This is a genomic window from Mammaliicoccus sp. H-M34 (genome assembly GCF_022386495.1).
Lineage (GTDB): Bacteria > Bacillota > Bacilli > Staphylococcales > Staphylococcaceae > Mammaliicoccus > Mammaliicoccus fleurettii.
In genome coordinates this window covers 1-16,634 of record NZ_JAJNIK010000007.1, presented here as the reverse complement: position 1 = coordinate 16,634, position 16,634 = coordinate 1, and the positions used below count along the sequence as shown (strand labels likewise).

The following is a 16,634-nucleotide window of genomic DNA, read 5'->3' as shown; positions in this document are numbered from 1 at the left end:
TCCTTATTCAATAATTTCAATACCTGTGTGAGTAATGTCACTCGCAATAACTTGTTCTTCATTAAAAGATTCAAGTAAAGCGTCTATTATATATTGTTGGTTGTTCTTTTCAACTAAAATTTTAACATTTGGTCCAGCATCCATTGTGAAATAGCATGGATATCCAGCTTTTCTACATTTGTGGACAATTTCCATAACTTCATAACTTTCAGGAACTAAGTAAGAAAACGGTGGTTGTGCACCTAAGTTTGTAGAATGCATACGTAATCCATTTTCTTCTATGACTTCACCTAAATGTTTGAAGTCTTTCTGTTTAATTGCTTGCTTTACAGATGCAATATCTTCATCTACATGATCTAACCAATATTGATAGAATCGAGATGTATCGCGTGTGTGAGACATACCTGAACGGCTAGAGACTTTTTTAGATTGGTTATTAATAACGACAAATATCATAGATAAATCGTCTTCCCAACCATCTGATTCTATTGAATGTGCATATGATGTTTCATCATCGATTCCTTTTTCCCATTCAGCAAATCCGCCGAAAATACTTCTTGAAGCAGAACCAGAACCTCTTCGTGCTAATCTAGATAAATCTTTATCTGACATGTTTAAATCTAACGCTTCATTACAAGCAGCTGCTAAGGCTGCATATGCACTTGCAGAAGATGCAAGACCAGCAGCAGTAGGTACATAATTGACGCTTTCGATGTGTGCGTGTAATGATGATTGACTACGTTCTCTAACGATATCCATAAAACGATAAATTTTCTTAGATTGTTCTTCGCTAACTTCTTGTCCATTTAATATTAAAGTATCTTTTTTATAATCAGGACTAAATGTTACTTTAGTTTCTGTATAAAATTTATCTAGTGTAACGGATAAACTATTATTCATGGGAATGATTAAGTCCTCATTGGCTTTTCCCCAATATTTAATTAAAGCAATATTTGTGTGTGCACGGGCTTTGCCACTAATATTCAATCTCGTTAACCTCCTAAGTTTTCAATCCAAGTATGATGTGCACCGAATTTTTCAGCACTTGTTGCCACTTTTTCAGCTATTTCAAGGTTTTGTGCGAGTACAATCATACTACCGCCGCGACCACCGCCAGTGAGTTTACCAGCAGTTGCTCCTTGTGTTTTGCTTATTTCAAGTAATGCTTCGATATTATCATGACTGACAGTAAGCTTACGTAAATTATCTTGAGCTAGCTCAAACACATGTGCTAATTGGTTGAAATCATGACGTTCAATTGCTTCGTTTGCTTCATATACGAGATTGCCAATATGTTCGATGAATCGCATATATTGCTCATTATGATCACATAAGTTATGGACATCTTCTACTGCTTTCTTTGTAGAGCCTCTAACACCAGTGTCTATTACAACCATATATCCTTTTAATGCTAAAGGATTTAAAGTTGTTACTTTTCCTTGATGGAACCATACAGGTTTATTAGAAACAATTGTTTGAGTATCGATGCCACTCGGTTTGCCGTGAGCGATTTGTTCTGCCCAATTCGCTTCTTCTATTAATAATTCGTCGGTAAGTGGCTTATTTATATAATCATAACTTGCTCTTACAAAGGCGATAGCCATAGCAGCACTGGAACCTAATCCTCTTGAAGGGGGAAGATTCGTTTCAAAAGTAACATTTATAGAGTCTTCTATATGATGTTTTTCGACAAAGCGAGTCGTAACAGCTTTTATATGTTCAGGCGCTTGTTGCAACGGACCTTCATATACATCGCTATTAATGTATGAAGCGTCATCTTTACTAAGAGACTTAATTGTTACCTTCACTTTACCTGTTGTAAATGGAATTGCTATTGCTGGTTGTCCAAAAGTAACAGCATGCTCTCCTATTAAAATGACTTTACCATTTGCTTCCCCGTATCCTATTTGTGCCATATTTTCAATCACCTTTAATATTTCCTATTTTATTTTTGTTAAACAACACTATATTATTATAAAGCTCTGTCACCATATATTCAAAAACTTTAACTAATTAATGTATATAAATTACACTTTTAATGAAATTGATAACTATTATGTCCTTTTGCGAAGCCTTTTGCTGTAAATAACCAAGAATCGCCACCACGTTCTATATCGTTAGCACAAATGATTAATTGATTTGTACCTGGGATAAACGCAGGGTGTGTAGATCTTAACATGTGACCTTGATCTCGACCTGGCATTAATATTTGTCCAATAGGGTAACCATTTTTGTTGAATACAAGAACTCTTCCTTGACCGTACATAGCGACATAAAGGTTGTCATCACTGTCTATACAACAAGAATCCGGACCTTCATGACCAGTAAAATGATAAGGAATTGATGCGCCAAATGGTTCAATCGTAACACCATCTTCTTCTAAAGAAATACGATGTAATCTATTGGCGTTTGTTTCAGTAACCCAAAGGATACGCTCATCTGTACTTAATGCAATGCCGTTTGCTACAGCCATGTTTTGAATGATAGGTGTAATCGTTTGATGATCGGGTGAAACATAATAAACACCGCCAAGAGGGTTAGTAGAGTAACCTCTAAAATCAGTGAAATAGAAACCACCTTTACTATCAAATACTAAATCATCAATACAATATTCAGTATCAATGTCTGAAACAATACTTTGAGGATTATTACCATTCGAATCAGTGGATATAACACCACCAGAATTTTTGAAATCACCTAAGTAAGACAAATATAAGCTTCCATCCTTATGTATTTTAACAGAAGCTGGGTTTGTTTTCTCAGATTTGAATACAGTATTCACTTTTTTCTCAGGTAAGTCTACTCTAAAAATGGTTCCGCCAAATACTTCACATAAAAAAAGATTATGATCTCTATCAAAACACAAGCCTTCTAATTGAAGACCCTCGTCAGAAATTTTTAGCCAAGGCTCAGCAGTAACAGTTTGTATATGTTGTTCACTCTCAAGAAGTGGAACAGCACTTTTAGAGGCTTCTGTGTAATATAAAGATGGAATATCTTGATTAGTCATATTCAACTCTCCTTCAATTTATACTCTATAAAAAAGCACACGTGCACTTTAAAGATACGATTAAGATATATGTTTAATATTATCACTTTATATCTTACATTGAAAATGAATATTATATCGTAAAAAAGTCTTATATACAGGAGATAGTGGGGGTGTATAGGATAAATACATAAATATAAAATGAAAAGCAGCTTTTCCTGATTTAGAAAAAGCTGCTACGTTTTTTGAAATTATATTACTTTTGAGCGTTGTTCTAGATATGTTTGTAAATCTGGTGACAATACATAACCGACTGATCTTAAATCTGATACTTTAGATGCATTCAACAAGTTTGCTATTACGTGCATTTGTTCTATAAATTGTTTCATATGTTCTATTGTATCTTCTACTCCATACTCATCTAGATATTTAAGTACGTATCCAGATAGGCCGACTGCTTCTGCACCTAATACTAATGATTTTATAGCATCTAATGGGTTCTTAACACCGCCACTTGCTAGTACATGGATATCTGTGTTTAATAATTTAGCTTCTAGTAAACTTTGTACTGTACTTTGTCCCCATTGATTTAAGAATGCCATGTCTTTTAATGGTCTTCTTTGGTTCTCAATATCTGCAAAGTTAGTTCCACCTCTACCGCTTATATCAACATATTGAATTCCTATATCTTTTACCTTTTTAATTGTTTCGGCGCTCATACCAAAGCCTACTTCTTTAATAATGACTGGTATATCAATGTTTTCTTGGATTTCTTGAATGTTTGTTAACCAATTTTCAAATTCAGTGTCACCTTCAGGCATAATTAATTCTTGTGGTGCGTTAACATGAATTTGTAAGGCATCTGCACTTAATAATTCAATTGATTTTTTTGCTTTAGCGTATTCGATATCTGCTCCAACGTTACTAAAAATTAGTCCATCAGGATTCTCATCTCGTACAACTGTGAAGCTAGATTCAGCATTAGAATCTTTTAAAGCTGAATGTGTAGAACCGACTGCCATTGGAATATCACATGCTTTCGCAATTTGTGCTAATTCCTTATTTATTGTTGCTGCTCTTTCACTTCCACCTGTCATCGCATTAATATAAATAGGATATTTGAAAGTGAAGTGAGGGAATTGTACAGATAAGTCGATTTGATTTTTATTTATTGAAGGAATGGATTGATGAATTAACTGTACTTTATCAAAATCAGTACCTGCATATTGATAAGTATCTAAAGCTAATTGAATATGTTCATTCTTTCTTTTACTTCTTAGTGAGTCGTCCATTCATTTATCCTCCGTGCATCTAAATGTTTAATGATTTATTTTATCTCATACATATTATAGCAGTTGTCATATTGAATATAAACTAAACAATATCATTCTAGACACCGTGTAGACTGCCGTTCATATAGACTAGAAAAACAGAATTAGCTATTTGTGTTAATATAAATAGTAAATACTATAGATATATAACTTATGGAGGAGAACGTTATTAAACTTCAAAAATTTACTTTAATTATGATTTGTACATTATTATTAAGTGGGTGTTCATTGCCGGGGTTAGGTGGAGCATCAGCTGACAGTGTTAAAATAACTGCGCTTGCGACAAGTGAATCTCAAATTATGGCACATATGATTCGACTACAAATTGAACATGATACGAATGGGGAAGTTAAACCAGTTATTGTAAATAATCTTGGCTCTGCAGCCATTGAACATAATGCGATTTTAAATGATGATGCTCAAATATCTGCTACAAGATATACAGGTACTGATTTAGTAGGCGCGCTTGATTCTGATCCTATTACAAATACTAAAAAAGCTGAAAAAGCAGTTAAGACAGGTTTTCAAAAGAAATTTGACCAAACATTTTTTGATTCATATGGATTTGAAAATACTTTTGCCTTTACTGTAACTAAAGAAACAGCTAAAAAATATAATTTGAAAAAGGTATCAGATTTAGAAAAACATAAAGATGAACTAAGAGTTGCAAGTGACGCGACATGGATAAAGCGTAAAGGTGACGGCTATCCAGCATTTACAAAAGCTTATGGATTTGAATTTGAACATATAAGATCAATGCAAATTGGACTCGTATATGATGCATTGAAGAATAAGAGTATCGATGCAGCACTTGGTTATACGACAGACGGAAGAATTGCTGCTTATGATTTAGTGACTTTAGAAGATGATCGTCATTTCTTCCCACCTTATGATGCAAGTCCATTAGCAACAAATGAATATTTAAAAGAAAATCCGAAATCTAAAAAATCTATCGAAAAATTACTTGATAAAGTTTCTACGAAAAAAATGCAAGAACTAAATTTTAAAGCTGATGGTGAAAAAGAAGAACCAGCTATTATTGCAGAAAAGTTCCTAAAAAAACATAATTATTTCGAATAAATGTAAAAGCAGAAGTAAGTCAGAAATCACATCCGGTTAACTAATGCGAATCTAATGATAAGAGGCTGAGACAATAATTTGTCCCAGCCTCTTCCTTTATATATCATGCTAAGCCCAACCTCTGAAACGGGTTGCTTCGGCAGTTCGTCTAACTCCTACGACATAGGCAGATAATCTCATATCTAAATGTCGACTTTGAGATATTTCATACACTTTATCAAAAGCTTCAACCATCTTTTCTTTTAATAAATCATTGACTTCTTTTTCAGTCCAATAAAGACCTTGATTGTTCTGAACCCATTCAAAGTAGGAAACAGTTACGCCACCAGCACTAGCTAATACGTCAGGAATTAATAATACACCCTTCTCAGTAAGGATGCGTGTAGCTTCCTGTGTAGTAGGGCCGTTAGCAGCTTCAGCTACAATAGTTGCTTTAATATCACCGGCATTTTGAGTAGTGATTTGGTTAGCTAACGCTGCTGGTACTAAAATATCACAATCAATTTCAAATAATTCACTATTTGTAATAAGATTATCAAATAAAGGTGTGATTCTACCATGTTCTTTACGCAGTTCTAATAAATGATCAATATCTAAACCATCAGGATCATATAATGCACCGCGACTTTCAGAAATACAGACAATTTTCGCACCCTTATCATGTAGAATTTTAGCGATAAAGCTACCAGCATTACCAAACCCTTGAATGACAACACGTGAATCTTTTATTTTAATATTTTTACGTTTAGCCGCTTCTTCGATTGTAATAACAGCACCTAATGCAGTCGCTTGTTCACGTCCAAGTGAACCACCTAATGCAATCGGTTTACCTGTGATAAAGTTTGGCGCATTTACTTTATGCATCAAACTATATTCGTCCATCATCCACGACATGATTTGAGCATCCGTGTACACATCAGGTGCCGGAATGTCTTTAGAAGGTCCAACAATTTGAGATATAGCTCTGACAAAACCTCTAGATAATCGTTCAAGCTCTGTCTTGCTCATATTATGAGGGTCACATTGAATGGCCCCTTTACCACCACCATAAGGTAAATTAACGATGCCACATTTCAAAGTCATCCACATAGATAAAGCTTTGACTTCATTTTCGTCGACATCTGGATGGAAACGAACGCCACCTTTAGTCGGTCCTACTGAACTATTATGTTGAGAACGATAGCCTGTAAAAGTTTGTACTGAACCATCATCCATTTTTACTGGTATGCGAACTTTTAAGAATCTAGCAGGTTCCTTAATAAGCTCGTAAAGGCCTTCATCATAACCTAATTTATATAATGCTTCTTCAATAATATTCTGTGTTGAAGTAACAAGATTACTTTTTTCACTCATGATTGACTCTCCTTCGTATGTATAAAAACTATGTTTTAAAAAAAACATATTAAAACTAATCATAGTACTTATGAAAATATTTTTCAATAAAATAAACAGAATTTACTAAAAAATTCGAAAATTTTATAATTTTTATTTATATAGTAAATATTCTTTAAAAGAGAAGTAATGCCTTTTAATTGGGATTAAATGGAAAACGTGCTATAGTAAATTTATGAGCTGTTTCAAATATAACGAGTAAAGATTTATTATAGTGTGAAACGAGGCTAGGACAAGTTAAATGTCCTAGCCTCGTTTTTGTTATAACGCACCCGTTGAAAACACCCCCCTCCAACAAGTTGTTAATAATGTTATGATAAATGTAATCAATAGCATATGTTACTCGAAAGAGGGGGTGTTTTTTTGGCTGAAATGTTGAATATTTTACTTACTGTTGTTGTACCTATCTTTCTAATGACAGGATTAGGTTATGTTCTACAAAAGCGTGTTAAGTTAGACTTGAGAACATTAGCTAAGTTGAATATTAACGTGTTCGTTCCTGGGTTTATTTTTGCGAAGTTCTACAAAGCTGACTTAGCTGTTAATTTACTGTTTTCTATTGTTATCTTCTTTATTATTTACATCGTGATGTTATATATCGTTGCTTTCGCATTGGCCAAAATACAAAATTTAGATAAAGGTAAAGAAACGACATTGACGAACAGCGTGCTCTTTTTTAACTCTGGTAATTATGGTGCACCTTTAAATGATATTGTTTTTAAGAGTGATCCTTTAGCAATGTCAGCGCAAGTGATTGTGTTAACTTTACAAAATATCTTTACGTTTACATATGGTGTCTTTGCGATTCAATCTGTTCAAATAGGTAAACTTAAAGCACTCATTAATTATTTTAAAATGCCGATTATTTATGCGCTTTTACTAGCAATCATCCTAAACTACAATCATATTCCAATTCCTGAATTTATGTGGACAACAGTTAGTTATTTGTCTGACGCCATGATTGCAGTTGCTTTAATTCTATTAGGAGCTCAAATTGCGAACATTAAAATTAACTTCAGATGGTCGTCATCTTATATTTATATATTTGTTCGACTGATAGTTGGTCCAGCGATTGCACTTGTTATTATAAAATGCATGGGGTTGGATGGTATTATTGCACAAACTTTATTTATTGCTTCAGCTATGCCGACATCTGTAAATAGTTCGGTTATTGCTCAAGAATATGATAATTATCCAGAATTGGCGGCAGAACTTGTCTTTATGTCTACTTTATTCAGCTCGATTTCTGTAGTTATCGTCATTTATTTATCTCATATTATTTTTTAATGTAAATTTAAACATTCTCTAAAAGTATTTCCTGAGTAATATTCACGATAAAGTCCACGACGTTGTAACTCTGGAATAATAAATTTCACAAAGTCTTCTAAACTATATGGAAGAGTAGGGGGCATTAAATTAAAGCCGTCAGCTACGCCTAATTTAAACCAACGTTCCATTTCATCTACAATTTCAACAGGTGTCCCTATTAAAGTAAGATGCCCACCACCAGCATTGAGGTAACCTAATAATGCTCTTACTGTAGGTTGGGTGTCTTCGATAATTTCTAAAATAGTTTCATATCTGCCTACTGGACCATCGAATGATTCTACTGGAGGCAATTCCGGAACGGGTTCATCTAATGACCATTTTGTACAGTCTTGTCTTACAAAAGTGCTGAGTTGTTTTATAGCATTTTCTATTGGAAGACGTTTATCTAATTTTTCTTTTTTAAGCAAAGCTTCTTCATGCGTTTCAGCCACATAAGTTACTAATCCAGGGAATACTTTAATATATTTATTTGGAGTGTTACTTTGTTGAATCGCGTTGTTTAATTTGGTTCTATAGGCTTTTGCTTGTTTCAAATTCCAAGAAACAGAATAGACAGCATCAGCGTGTTTGACTGCTAAAGCAATTCCTTGTTTAGAAGCGCCTGCTTGCATAGCAACAGGTTTACCTTGTGGACTGCTTGGTGTCGATAAAGGTCCATTGACTTGGAAATGCTCTCCAGAATGATTAAAAGAATGAATATGTTCGTGTTTAATCAATTGATTTGTTGTTCGCGAATGTATGAAATCTTTTTTATGCCAAGAAGTGAACAATTTATCCATTAAATCAGCAAACTCATAAGCTTGTTGATACCTTCTGTCGTGTGGTGGGAGAGCAGACATACTATGATTTTGTGCTTCTAAGTCAGACATAGATGTAACTAAGTTCCAACCGACGCGTCCATTAGTAGCATGATCAAGCGTTAAAAGTTGTCTAGCTGCAGTATAAGGATTTGAGAAAGAACTTGATATTGTTGAAACTAATCCAATATGTTTTGTTGCTTGAGATATAGCAGTTAAATTCACGATTGGATCTAACCAAAATGCTGGCATTTCACTGTCTGCATTAGCAGGGAACGATTGATTATCAGCAAAAAACACTGCATCTAATAATCCTTTTTCTGAAAGCTGAGCCAATGACTGATAGTATGAAATATCTCCAATTTGCTCGATATATGAATCTTCCATAAGCCATGCAGCTTGATGATGTCCACATCCATATAATAAGACACCGATGTTTAGTTGTTCATGATTGAATTTTTTCATTCATATTCTCCTTAATTCTCGTTTGAAATGCTAGTTCATCGTTAAACCACCATCAACAGTATAGTTTTGACCTGTTATGCCGGTTGCTTTATCTGACGCTAAAAAACTCACCATATTTGCAACATCTTGTGGAGTAGTAACTTTTTTTAGAGGCGTAGACTGGGCAATTAAATCAAACACATCAGGTGTTGTAACTGAACTTGCATCGGTCGTTTTTAGTAAGCCACCAGATACTACATTTGCAGTAATACCATATTGGCCTAATTCTGCTGCAATATTGCGTGTGAAACCTATTAATCCGGCTTTTGCAGTTGTATATTCATGATATGGCACAACGGGATTTTGGAATAGGTTTGTTCCAATACTTATAACAGCTCCATGTTTTCTTTCAATAAATTGAGGCGCCACACTTTGAACGATATTAAAAGCAGCTTTTAAAGTACCATCAATTTGTTGTTGATAATCTTCCCAAGAAAGATCGATAAAAGGTTGTTGCTTAACAGGATCAAATTTAAAGTTAACGAGTGCATTATTAACAACAACATCAATTTGTCCAAAGTGTTTTGTTCCTTCTGATATTAATTGATTAACTTCTTTACGGTTTGTAACGTCTGCTTTAATAGCAATAGCACGTTCATTCCCAAGTTCAGCAACAAGATGTTCGGCGGATTCCTTACTGTTGTTGTAATTGATGATAACTTGATGACCTTCATTTACTAATGTACGTGCAATTGTTGCACCTAAACCTCTACTACTTCCTGTAACTAATACTGTTCTCGTCATTTAAATCACTCCTAATCAAAATTTAAATAAAAAAATACACAACCATCTCCTAAGAAAGTTGTGTAAAATTAGAAAGCTATTTATAAAAGGGCATATTCATCCCTACAAATTCATTTCACCAACACTTTCCTACGCTAGTATGAACTAGTTCAGGTTCGAAGGGTTTGAGTAAATACTCATCTCAGTTTAAAACACCCCTAGTGCATCTATTTAATTATTTTCAATGTATAGTTTTTAGGTAAGTATGTCAAGTTAGTCTAAGAGATGCAAAGATTCATACTGAGTGCTTCAAATTATATTTCTTTCAATATATTATATATTTTATCAGTACTATCTGCATTTATTAATTGTTCTCGTGTTTCGTCGTCCATGAGTGTACGTGATAGTCTTTGTAGTAGTTTTAAGTGTGTATCACTACTGTCATTTGGTACGGCGATTAGGAAGATGATTTTTGGTTGTGTATGGTCTAAACTTTCCCAATCTACACCGTTTTTATTATTGAGTACTGCTACAACTGGTTGTTTAACGACATTTGATTTAGCGTGCGGGATGGCTACATTCATACCTATTGCAGTCGTTGATTCTGACTCACGTTTAAGTACGCCTTCTTTCAAAATTTGTTCATCTTCAATATAGTTATGATGTTTTAAGTTTTGAATAAGTTTATCTATAGCTTCATCTCTAGACATGTTACGATTTTCAATTGTTATAACATTCTTATCAAATACTTCGAACGTTTCTGTATTTTCTTCTTTCTTTTCAGTGTTTGATGTTGTTTCTTCTTTATGATCATCATCTTCAGTTCCCATGAAAGAAGATGTAAGGTTACTGTCTGAATCTGCAGTATCAGTTGTGACTAATGATTTTTCTTTTTTCTTTAAAAGTAATGTTACTAGCATTGTCACGATGCTTCCGACAATAACGGCTATAAAGAACCATAATATTTTATCTATACCACCAAGTACAGCTACGATTGGTCCACCATGGGCTACTCTGTCTCCAACGCCACCTATAGATGCTATAACGGCAGCGACCATTGCGCCAACCATATTTGCTGGAATAATTCGTAATGGATCTTGGGCTGCAAATGGGATAGCACCTTCAGTAATACCGAAAAGTCCCATTGTGAATGAAGCTTTACCCATTTCAATTTCACCTTTATTAAATTTACGTTTATTAAAGAATGTTGCTAGTCCTAATCCAATTGGTGGCGTACATACTGCTACTGCAACCATACCCATAACTGCATAGTTACCTTCAGCAATTAATGCTGATCCAAATAAGAAAGCTACTTTATTTACAGGACCACCCATATCAAATGCAATCATTGCACCAATAATAAGGGCTAAGATGACACTATTTGCACCTTGCATACCTTTTAACCATGTTGTTAATCCTTCAAAAATGCTGGCAATTGGTGCTCCAATAACAAATATGAATATAAGTCCTACTATTATTGAAGATATAATCGGAATAATTATAATTGGCATAATAGGTGCCATCGCTTTTGGAATTTTGATGTTTTTAATCCATTTTGCTATATAACCAGCTAAGAAACCAGCAACAATACCACCTAAGAAACCTGCGCCAGCTTCACTGCCATAGAAACTTCCGTCAGCGGCAATTGCACCACCAATCATACCTGGAACTAGACCAGGTTTATCGGCAATACTGACCGCAATATAACCAGCTAGTATAGGAACCATGAAACTAAATGCTAAGCTACCAATATTTTCTATAGATTTCCAAAATGAATCTTCTGGAATTTTCAATCCTTCTGGCGTAGCATTTCCACCTAATGTTAATGCTATAGCCATTAATAAACCACCAACTACAATGAATGGAACCATGAAGGAAACACCATTCATTAAATGTTGGTATACCATTTGTAGACCACTTTTTTGATCATTATCATCATCTGCTTGTTTATTACCATTTTTATCATGATGTATTTGAGCGTCTTGATCAATGATGCGTTGAATAAGTAGTTGAGGATTGTGGATACCTTCTCTTACACTTTCGTTAATTAATCGTTTCCCGTCAAAGCGTGATAAATCAACTTGTCTGTCAGCAGCAATAATGATGCCGTCTGCTTCTCTAATTTCTTTTGATGTTAGTACATTTTCTGCCCCAACACCACCTTGTGTTTCTACTTTTATATCTATGCCCATTTCTTTAGCAGCTTGCTCTAATTTTTCTTGAGCCATGTATGTATGTGCTATCCCGTTTGGACAAGATGTTATAGCTAATATTTTCATAACGTCATCTCCTTCTTAAGTTAATTGTAAACGCATTCAAAAGCTGATAAAAAAGAATAATTGCCGTTAGTAGTGGCAATTATTCTTTAAATCGTTTTATGATTTTATTTTTGAATTGTTCGTCATCAAGTTTTAATAAATATTCTACATCTTGTTCACTAAGTGCAGCTATACTATGAATGATTTTTTTCATAACTTGAGCATCTCTATCAGCAATTGCTAAAAAGAAAATCATTTTTACTTTATGTTGCTTCCAAGGTACCTCTTGCCGATGTCTAAACATCAATACATGAGATTTAAGAACACGTGTAGGATCACCATGTGGTATCGCAATATTGTTTCCTATATAAGTAGAAGAAAATTTTTCGCGTTCTAAAGCACTTTCTATATAACCATTCGTTATAGCATGTTTATCTTCCAATATAATTTGAGTTTGTTCAAAAATATCTACAGTTGTAGTTTCATTTTGTTGAATAGGTTGAGATACAAATTCAATAGGTGATAAGGCGTCTTTTTTTAGGATTGGGTTTTGCTTTTGATTTAAAATGGTTTGAATTTTATTTGCATCATCTTCAGAAAATAATGGAGAAACGTGCACGACCTCAACTGAATCAGGTACGTTTGCCATATCGATTTCATGTGTCGTAACGAGTATATCAGTATTAGAAAAATGATATTGAGGAACGTCTTCAAGTTTTAGTGTATCTGTAATGTTAATTTTGTCGTTAAGTTTTTGTATGCGTGCTTCTAATAAACTTGAAATGCCGAGACCGTAATAGCACGTGATGACAATATTGAAGTGTTCTTGTACGTTTCTATCAATTGATGATTGAAAATGTAATGCTAAAAAGGCAATTTCATCTTCGCTTAAATTAAGGTGTGCATCGGACTCAAGATGATTAACTGTTTCATATAATGCATTAAAAACAAAAGGATATTGTCGTTTAATATCATCGGTAAGTGGATTGTTTATATAAATATTTTTTACAATCCTTAAATAAGTTCTACTAAAATGTGAATAAATATTTTCACGAAGTAAGTCATCATGCTCGAAATCGATGCCAACTTTCAGATTCATTTGGTGTATCAGTCTATCTATATAACTTTGGATGAAAATATGCTTAAATCCTAGATCGTATTTATCAAAATAATAACTAATAAAGAATGAAAATAACTTTGCTGTTTCATCGCTTAAATTGTATTTTAATTGTTGATTAATGTCTTGAATAATTGCCCGGGAAATGACGAGTGCTTCTTCGTTAATGTCCCATTTTTCATTTGATTCTTTAATTCTTTTGAAAATAATAATAAGGTGTACAAGTAATTGTCGTATATGGACTTTAGAAGTTTGGATACCTTGTTCATTTAAATGTTGTTCCATAATATACATGATTAGCTGACTATGTGCTTTTGGGATTTCATGAATAATAAAATCTTCTACTTTGACATCATTAGTAGAAAGCTGATTTAAATGGAGAATTGCATTTCGTATATCCATTTCATTACCTTTAATTGTTACACCTTTTCTTTTAACGAGTTTAATTGAAATATCAAAAGACTCACACCAAGATTGAATTTGTGCAATATAGTCTATAATTTCATTTTTATTTAAATTAAAATCTTGCGCTAATTGATCTAAAGTAACAGATTGTTTATACATAAGCAGTTGATAAGCAAGCTTTATCATCGTTTGCCCGTTCTTTTCAGTATATTGTATTAAAATATTTTCAATCTCATTTATGCTATATAGCTCCTTGTTTAACCTATATCCACGACCTTTAACACTTATAATGACATTTTCAATAATTTCAGTATTAATATATTTAATATCGTTTCTTACAGTTCGGTTAGAAACGTTTAAATAGTCAGCTATTTCATTCCCGTTTAAATAACTTTCACTATTTAGTAGTAATAATTTAATTAACTTAACGTGTCTATCTAACATATTCTTTCACCACATTCCCCAAATCATTCTATTCCGTTTCCATTACATTGTAAGCATTAAAAATATGATAAACAAGTTTGATAAGTATTTATTGTTCTTTCAATATAAAGATATAACTAATGGGATTTTGGTAATTTTTAGAAATAAGAATATAAATATTCAATTAATTCAAAATGAAAGAATTTATTAAAAAATATAAATTAATATTATTATTAACTGGAAAATATTTTACATAAAATCATACAAATCGATTGTTAATTATAGTATAATGCCATTAAATACATTTCCATAAAATGACATTAGGAGGATATATGAAGAAAACAATATTTTTATTTGCATCCTTTTTATTAATTTTTGGTTATTTTGACCAATTTATACAAGCAAAAGATGAACCAATCGAACACTCAATAAGAGTAGGTGATGGAGATAACATGTGCATGAGGCCGGTAGAAGGTAATTTTTCTTTTGATATTAAAGAAGACAAAAGACCGGTGGATCTAGTAATCATTCAAGATGCTAGTGGTAGTTTTAAAGATAATATAGCAAGTGTTAAGTCTGCAGTTACACAATCCGTGCAAAAAATGGATCCTGAAGACAGAGTAATGCTCACTTCTTATCAAGGTGGTAATCAAGTTAAATATATTAATGGAAACACTGCTACAGTAGGGGGTACTCCTGTTTCCACTAAAACTTTACAAAACTTAAGTAGGAATAAAGACTTAACAACTGCTTATAATAATTTAGTTCTTGCTGGCGGGACACCAACTGCTACAGGACTTCAATATGCAATTGATCAATATAAAAGTATAAGATCTAATGAGTCAGAAGATAGAAAGACTGTATTTTTATTAATAACTGATGGAGTTGCCAATGTTCAGTTAGATGGGTACGTACATAAACTAAATAATCAAACTTCTGATTATACAACTGGGGATTCATACTCATTAGAATATAATCAAGATTATAAAGGGGCACTTTCACAAGTTCAAAATTTAATGGGAACTATAAATTCATCTGATTATGAAATGTCAGTAGGATTCTGGGAAAGTATAAATCAGCTGTCTTCACCTACACAGTATTATGATAAGTATCAATCTCAAGTTTCACCATATATTAAAAATGGATTAGCTAATAGTGCATCAAGTGAAGGTCATTTTATTGCTGAAAATGATATTAATAATTTTGCAAAAAGGTTATCAGGATTAATAGCAAATTCAATTCTTTCTGTACCTAAAACACAAGTTGAACTTAACATTAATAAGAATTTCGACTTAAAAGAATTTAATATAACTACTGATACTGGAGAAAATATTCAATATCAAAAAGTAGGCAATAAAGTTACATTTGATTTAAAAGCTGGAAGTAATATAAGAAATGTAAAAGTAAATTATAAATTAAAAGAACAAGAAAAAGTGACTGAAAACAACACTGTTGTTACGAGTGGATTTGTTCAATTTGGTAACGACCGACAATTATTAAAAGAAGGCATGATTAATGCTAATACATTAAATTGTGACCCTTCGACTGAAGAACCAAGCACCGAGGAACCAAGTACAGAAGAACCGAGTACAGAAGAGCCAAGTACAGAGGAACCAAGTACGGAGGAACCAAGTACAGAGGAACCAAGTACGGAGGAACCAAGCACCGAGGAACCAAGCACGGAAGAGCCAAGCACGGAAGAGCCAAGTACAGAAGAACCGAGTACGGAAGAACCAAGTACAGAGGAACCAAGTACGGAAGAGCCAAGTACGGAAGAACCAAGCACCGAAGAGCCAAGTACAGAAGAACCGAGTACGGAGGAACCAAGTACAGAGGAACCAAGCACCGAGGAACCAAGTACAGAAGAGCCGAGCACCGAGGAGCCAAGTACCGAAGAGCCGAGCACGGAAGAACCAAGTACGGAAGAGCCAAGCTCGGAAGACCCAAGCACCGAGGAACCCAGGACGGACGAGCCAAGTACGGAAGAACCAAGAACGGAAGAACCAAGCACCGAAGAGCCAAGCACGGAAGAGCCAAGTACAGAAGAGCCAAGTACGGGAGAACCAAGTACTGAGGAACCAAGTACAGAGGAACCAAGTACAGAGGAACCAAGCACTGAAGAGCCAAGTACGGAGGAACCAAGTACAGAAGAGCCAAGTACGGAAGAACCAAGTACAGAAGAGCCAAGCACAGAAGAACCAAGCACGGAAGAGCCTAGCACTGAGGATCCAAGTACGGAGGAACCAAGTACAGAAGAGCCGAGCACAGAAGAACCAAGTACGGAAG

At 33.9% G+C, this 16,634-nt stretch carries 11 protein-coding genes, 2 pseudogenes and 1 riboswitch; of the genes and pseudogenes, 3 read left to right on the top strand and 10 right to left on the bottom strand.

Features of this window, described 5'->3' with window-relative positions:
* Positions 1 to 3: 3 nt before the first annotated feature.
* The 4 genes from mvaD to fni all read right to left on the bottom strand — a co-directional run bounded on the left by mvaD (position 4) and on the right by fni (position 4,281).
* A complete protein-coding gene (mvaD, locus tag LQ608_RS09365; RefSeq protein WP_239751489.1) occupies positions 4 to 987 on the bottom strand; it encodes a diphosphomevalonate decarboxylase in 984 nt (327 codons plus the stop codon).
* Between the two features lie 5 nt (positions 988 to 992).
* Positions 993 to 1,916, bottom strand: a complete 924-nt coding sequence (gene mvk, locus LQ608_RS09360; protein WP_107509294.1) for a mevalonate kinase — start codon at positions 1,914 to 1,916, stop codon at positions 993 to 995.
* 119 nt (positions 1,917 to 2,035) lie between these two features.
* Positions 2,036 to 3,010, bottom strand: a complete 975-nt coding sequence (locus LQ608_RS09355; RefSeq protein ID WP_239751487.1) for an SMP-30/gluconolactonase/LRE family protein — start codon at positions 3,008 to 3,010, stop codon at positions 2,036 to 2,038.
* A gap of 230 nt (positions 3,011 to 3,240) precedes the next feature.
* The gene (fni, locus tag LQ608_RS09350) at positions 3,241 to 4,281 is read right to left on the bottom strand and encodes a type 2 isopentenyl-diphosphate Delta-isomerase (RefSeq protein WP_239751485.1); all 1,041 of its coding nucleotides are present in this window, start codon (positions 4,279 to 4,281) and stop codon (positions 3,241 to 3,243) included.
* A 192-nt stretch (positions 4,282 to 4,473) separates the two neighbouring features.
* On the opposite strand from fni, the gene LQ608_RS09345 reads away from it, so the two are divergent.
* The gene (locus LQ608_RS09345; protein WP_239751483.1) at positions 4,474 to 5,400 is read left to right on the top strand and encodes an osmoprotectant ABC transporter substrate-binding protein; all 927 of its coding nucleotides are present in this window, start codon (positions 4,474 to 4,476) and stop codon (positions 5,398 to 5,400) included.
* A gap of 108 nt (positions 5,401 to 5,508) precedes the next feature.
* On the opposite strand, the gene LQ608_RS09340 is transcribed toward LQ608_RS09345, so the two are convergent.
* Complete coding sequence (locus tag LQ608_RS09340; protein WP_239751482.1) at positions 5,509 to 6,753, bottom strand: Glu/Leu/Phe/Val family dehydrogenase; 1,245 nt, start codon at positions 6,751 to 6,753, stop codon at positions 5,509 to 5,511.
* 402 nt (positions 6,754 to 7,155) lie between these two features.
* Here LQ608_RS09340 and LQ608_RS09335 point away from each other — a divergent pair, with 402 nt between their 5' ends.
* Entirely contained in the window at positions 7,156 to 8,079 is a 924-nt protein-coding gene (locus LQ608_RS09335; protein WP_239751479.1) for an AEC family transporter, read from the top strand.
* Here the strand turns inward: LQ608_RS09335 and LQ608_RS09330 are convergent.
* From LQ608_RS09330 to LQ608_RS09315, 5 genes and pseudogenes are all read right to left on the bottom strand, one after another.
* Positions 8,076 to 9,383, bottom strand: coding sequence for an NtaA/DmoA family FMN-dependent monooxygenase (locus LQ608_RS09330; protein ID WP_239751475.1), 1,308 nt, complete (start codon positions 9,381 to 9,383; stop codon positions 8,076 to 8,078). The two genes, LQ608_RS09335 and LQ608_RS09330, sit on opposite strands and share 4 nt — an antisense overlap.
* A 30-nt stretch (positions 9,384 to 9,413) precedes the next feature.
* Positions 9,414 to 10,166, bottom strand: a complete 753-nt coding sequence (locus tag LQ608_RS09325; RefSeq protein ID WP_239751472.1) for a 3-oxoacyl-ACP reductase — start codon at positions 10,164 to 10,166, stop codon at positions 9,414 to 9,416.
* A gap of 109 nt (positions 10,167 to 10,275) precedes the next feature.
* Positions 10,276 to 10,375, bottom strand: a riboswitch (TPP riboswitch).
* An 84-nt stretch (positions 10,376 to 10,459) separates the two neighbouring features.
* Positions 10,460 to 10,894, bottom strand: a pseudogene (locus LQ608_RS12555) (PTS sugar transporter subunit IIA); the annotation flags it as partial.
* A gap of 143 nt (positions 10,895 to 11,037) precedes the next feature.
* Positions 11,038 to 12,424 (bottom strand): annotated as a pseudogene (locus tag LQ608_RS09320) (PTS fructose transporter subunit IIC); the annotation flags it as partial.
* A 79-nt stretch (positions 12,425 to 12,503) separates the two neighbouring features.
* Entirely contained in the window at positions 12,504 to 14,369 is a 1,866-nt protein-coding gene (locus tag LQ608_RS09315; RefSeq protein WP_239751470.1) for a BglG family transcription antiterminator, read from the bottom strand.
* 311 nt (positions 14,370 to 14,680) lie between these two features.
* On the opposite strand from LQ608_RS09315, the gene LQ608_RS09310 reads away from it, so the two are divergent.
* A partial coding sequence (locus LQ608_RS09310; RefSeq protein ID WP_239751467.1) for a vWA domain-containing protein occupies positions 14,681 to 16,634 on the top strand: 1,954 nt, incomplete at its 3' end.

Bases quoted from the DNA above. Each gene is read 5' to 3' on its own strand.
- LQ608_RS09325 (WP_239751472.1), bottom strand. From the start codon at position 10,166: ATGACGAGAACAGTATTAGTTACAGGAAGTAGTAGAGGTTTAGGTGCA.
- LQ608_RS09340 (WP_239751482.1), bottom strand. From the start codon at position 6,753: ATGAGTGAAAAAAGTAATCTTGTTACTTCAACACAGAATATTATTGAA.
- LQ608_RS09315 (WP_239751470.1), bottom strand. From the start codon at position 14,369: ATGTTAGATAGACACGTTAAGTTAATTAAATTATTACTACTAAATAGT.
- LQ608_RS09330 (WP_239751475.1), bottom strand. From the start codon at position 9,383: ATGAAAAAATTCAATCATGAACAACTAAACATCGGTGTCTTATTATAT.
- fni (WP_239751485.1), bottom strand. From the start codon at position 4,281: ATGGACGACTCACTAAGAAGTAAAAGAAAGAATGAACATATTCAATTA.
- mvk (WP_107509294.1), bottom strand. From the start codon at position 1,916: ATGGCACAAATAGGATACGGGGAAGCAAATGGTAAAGTCATTTTAATA.
- LQ608_RS09345 (WP_239751483.1), top strand. From the start codon at position 4,474: ATGGAGGAGAACGTTATTAAACTTCAAAAATTTACTTTAATTATGATT.
- LQ608_RS09355 (WP_239751487.1), bottom strand. From the start codon at position 3,010: ATGACTAATCAAGATATTCCATCTTTATATTACACAGAAGCCTCTAAA.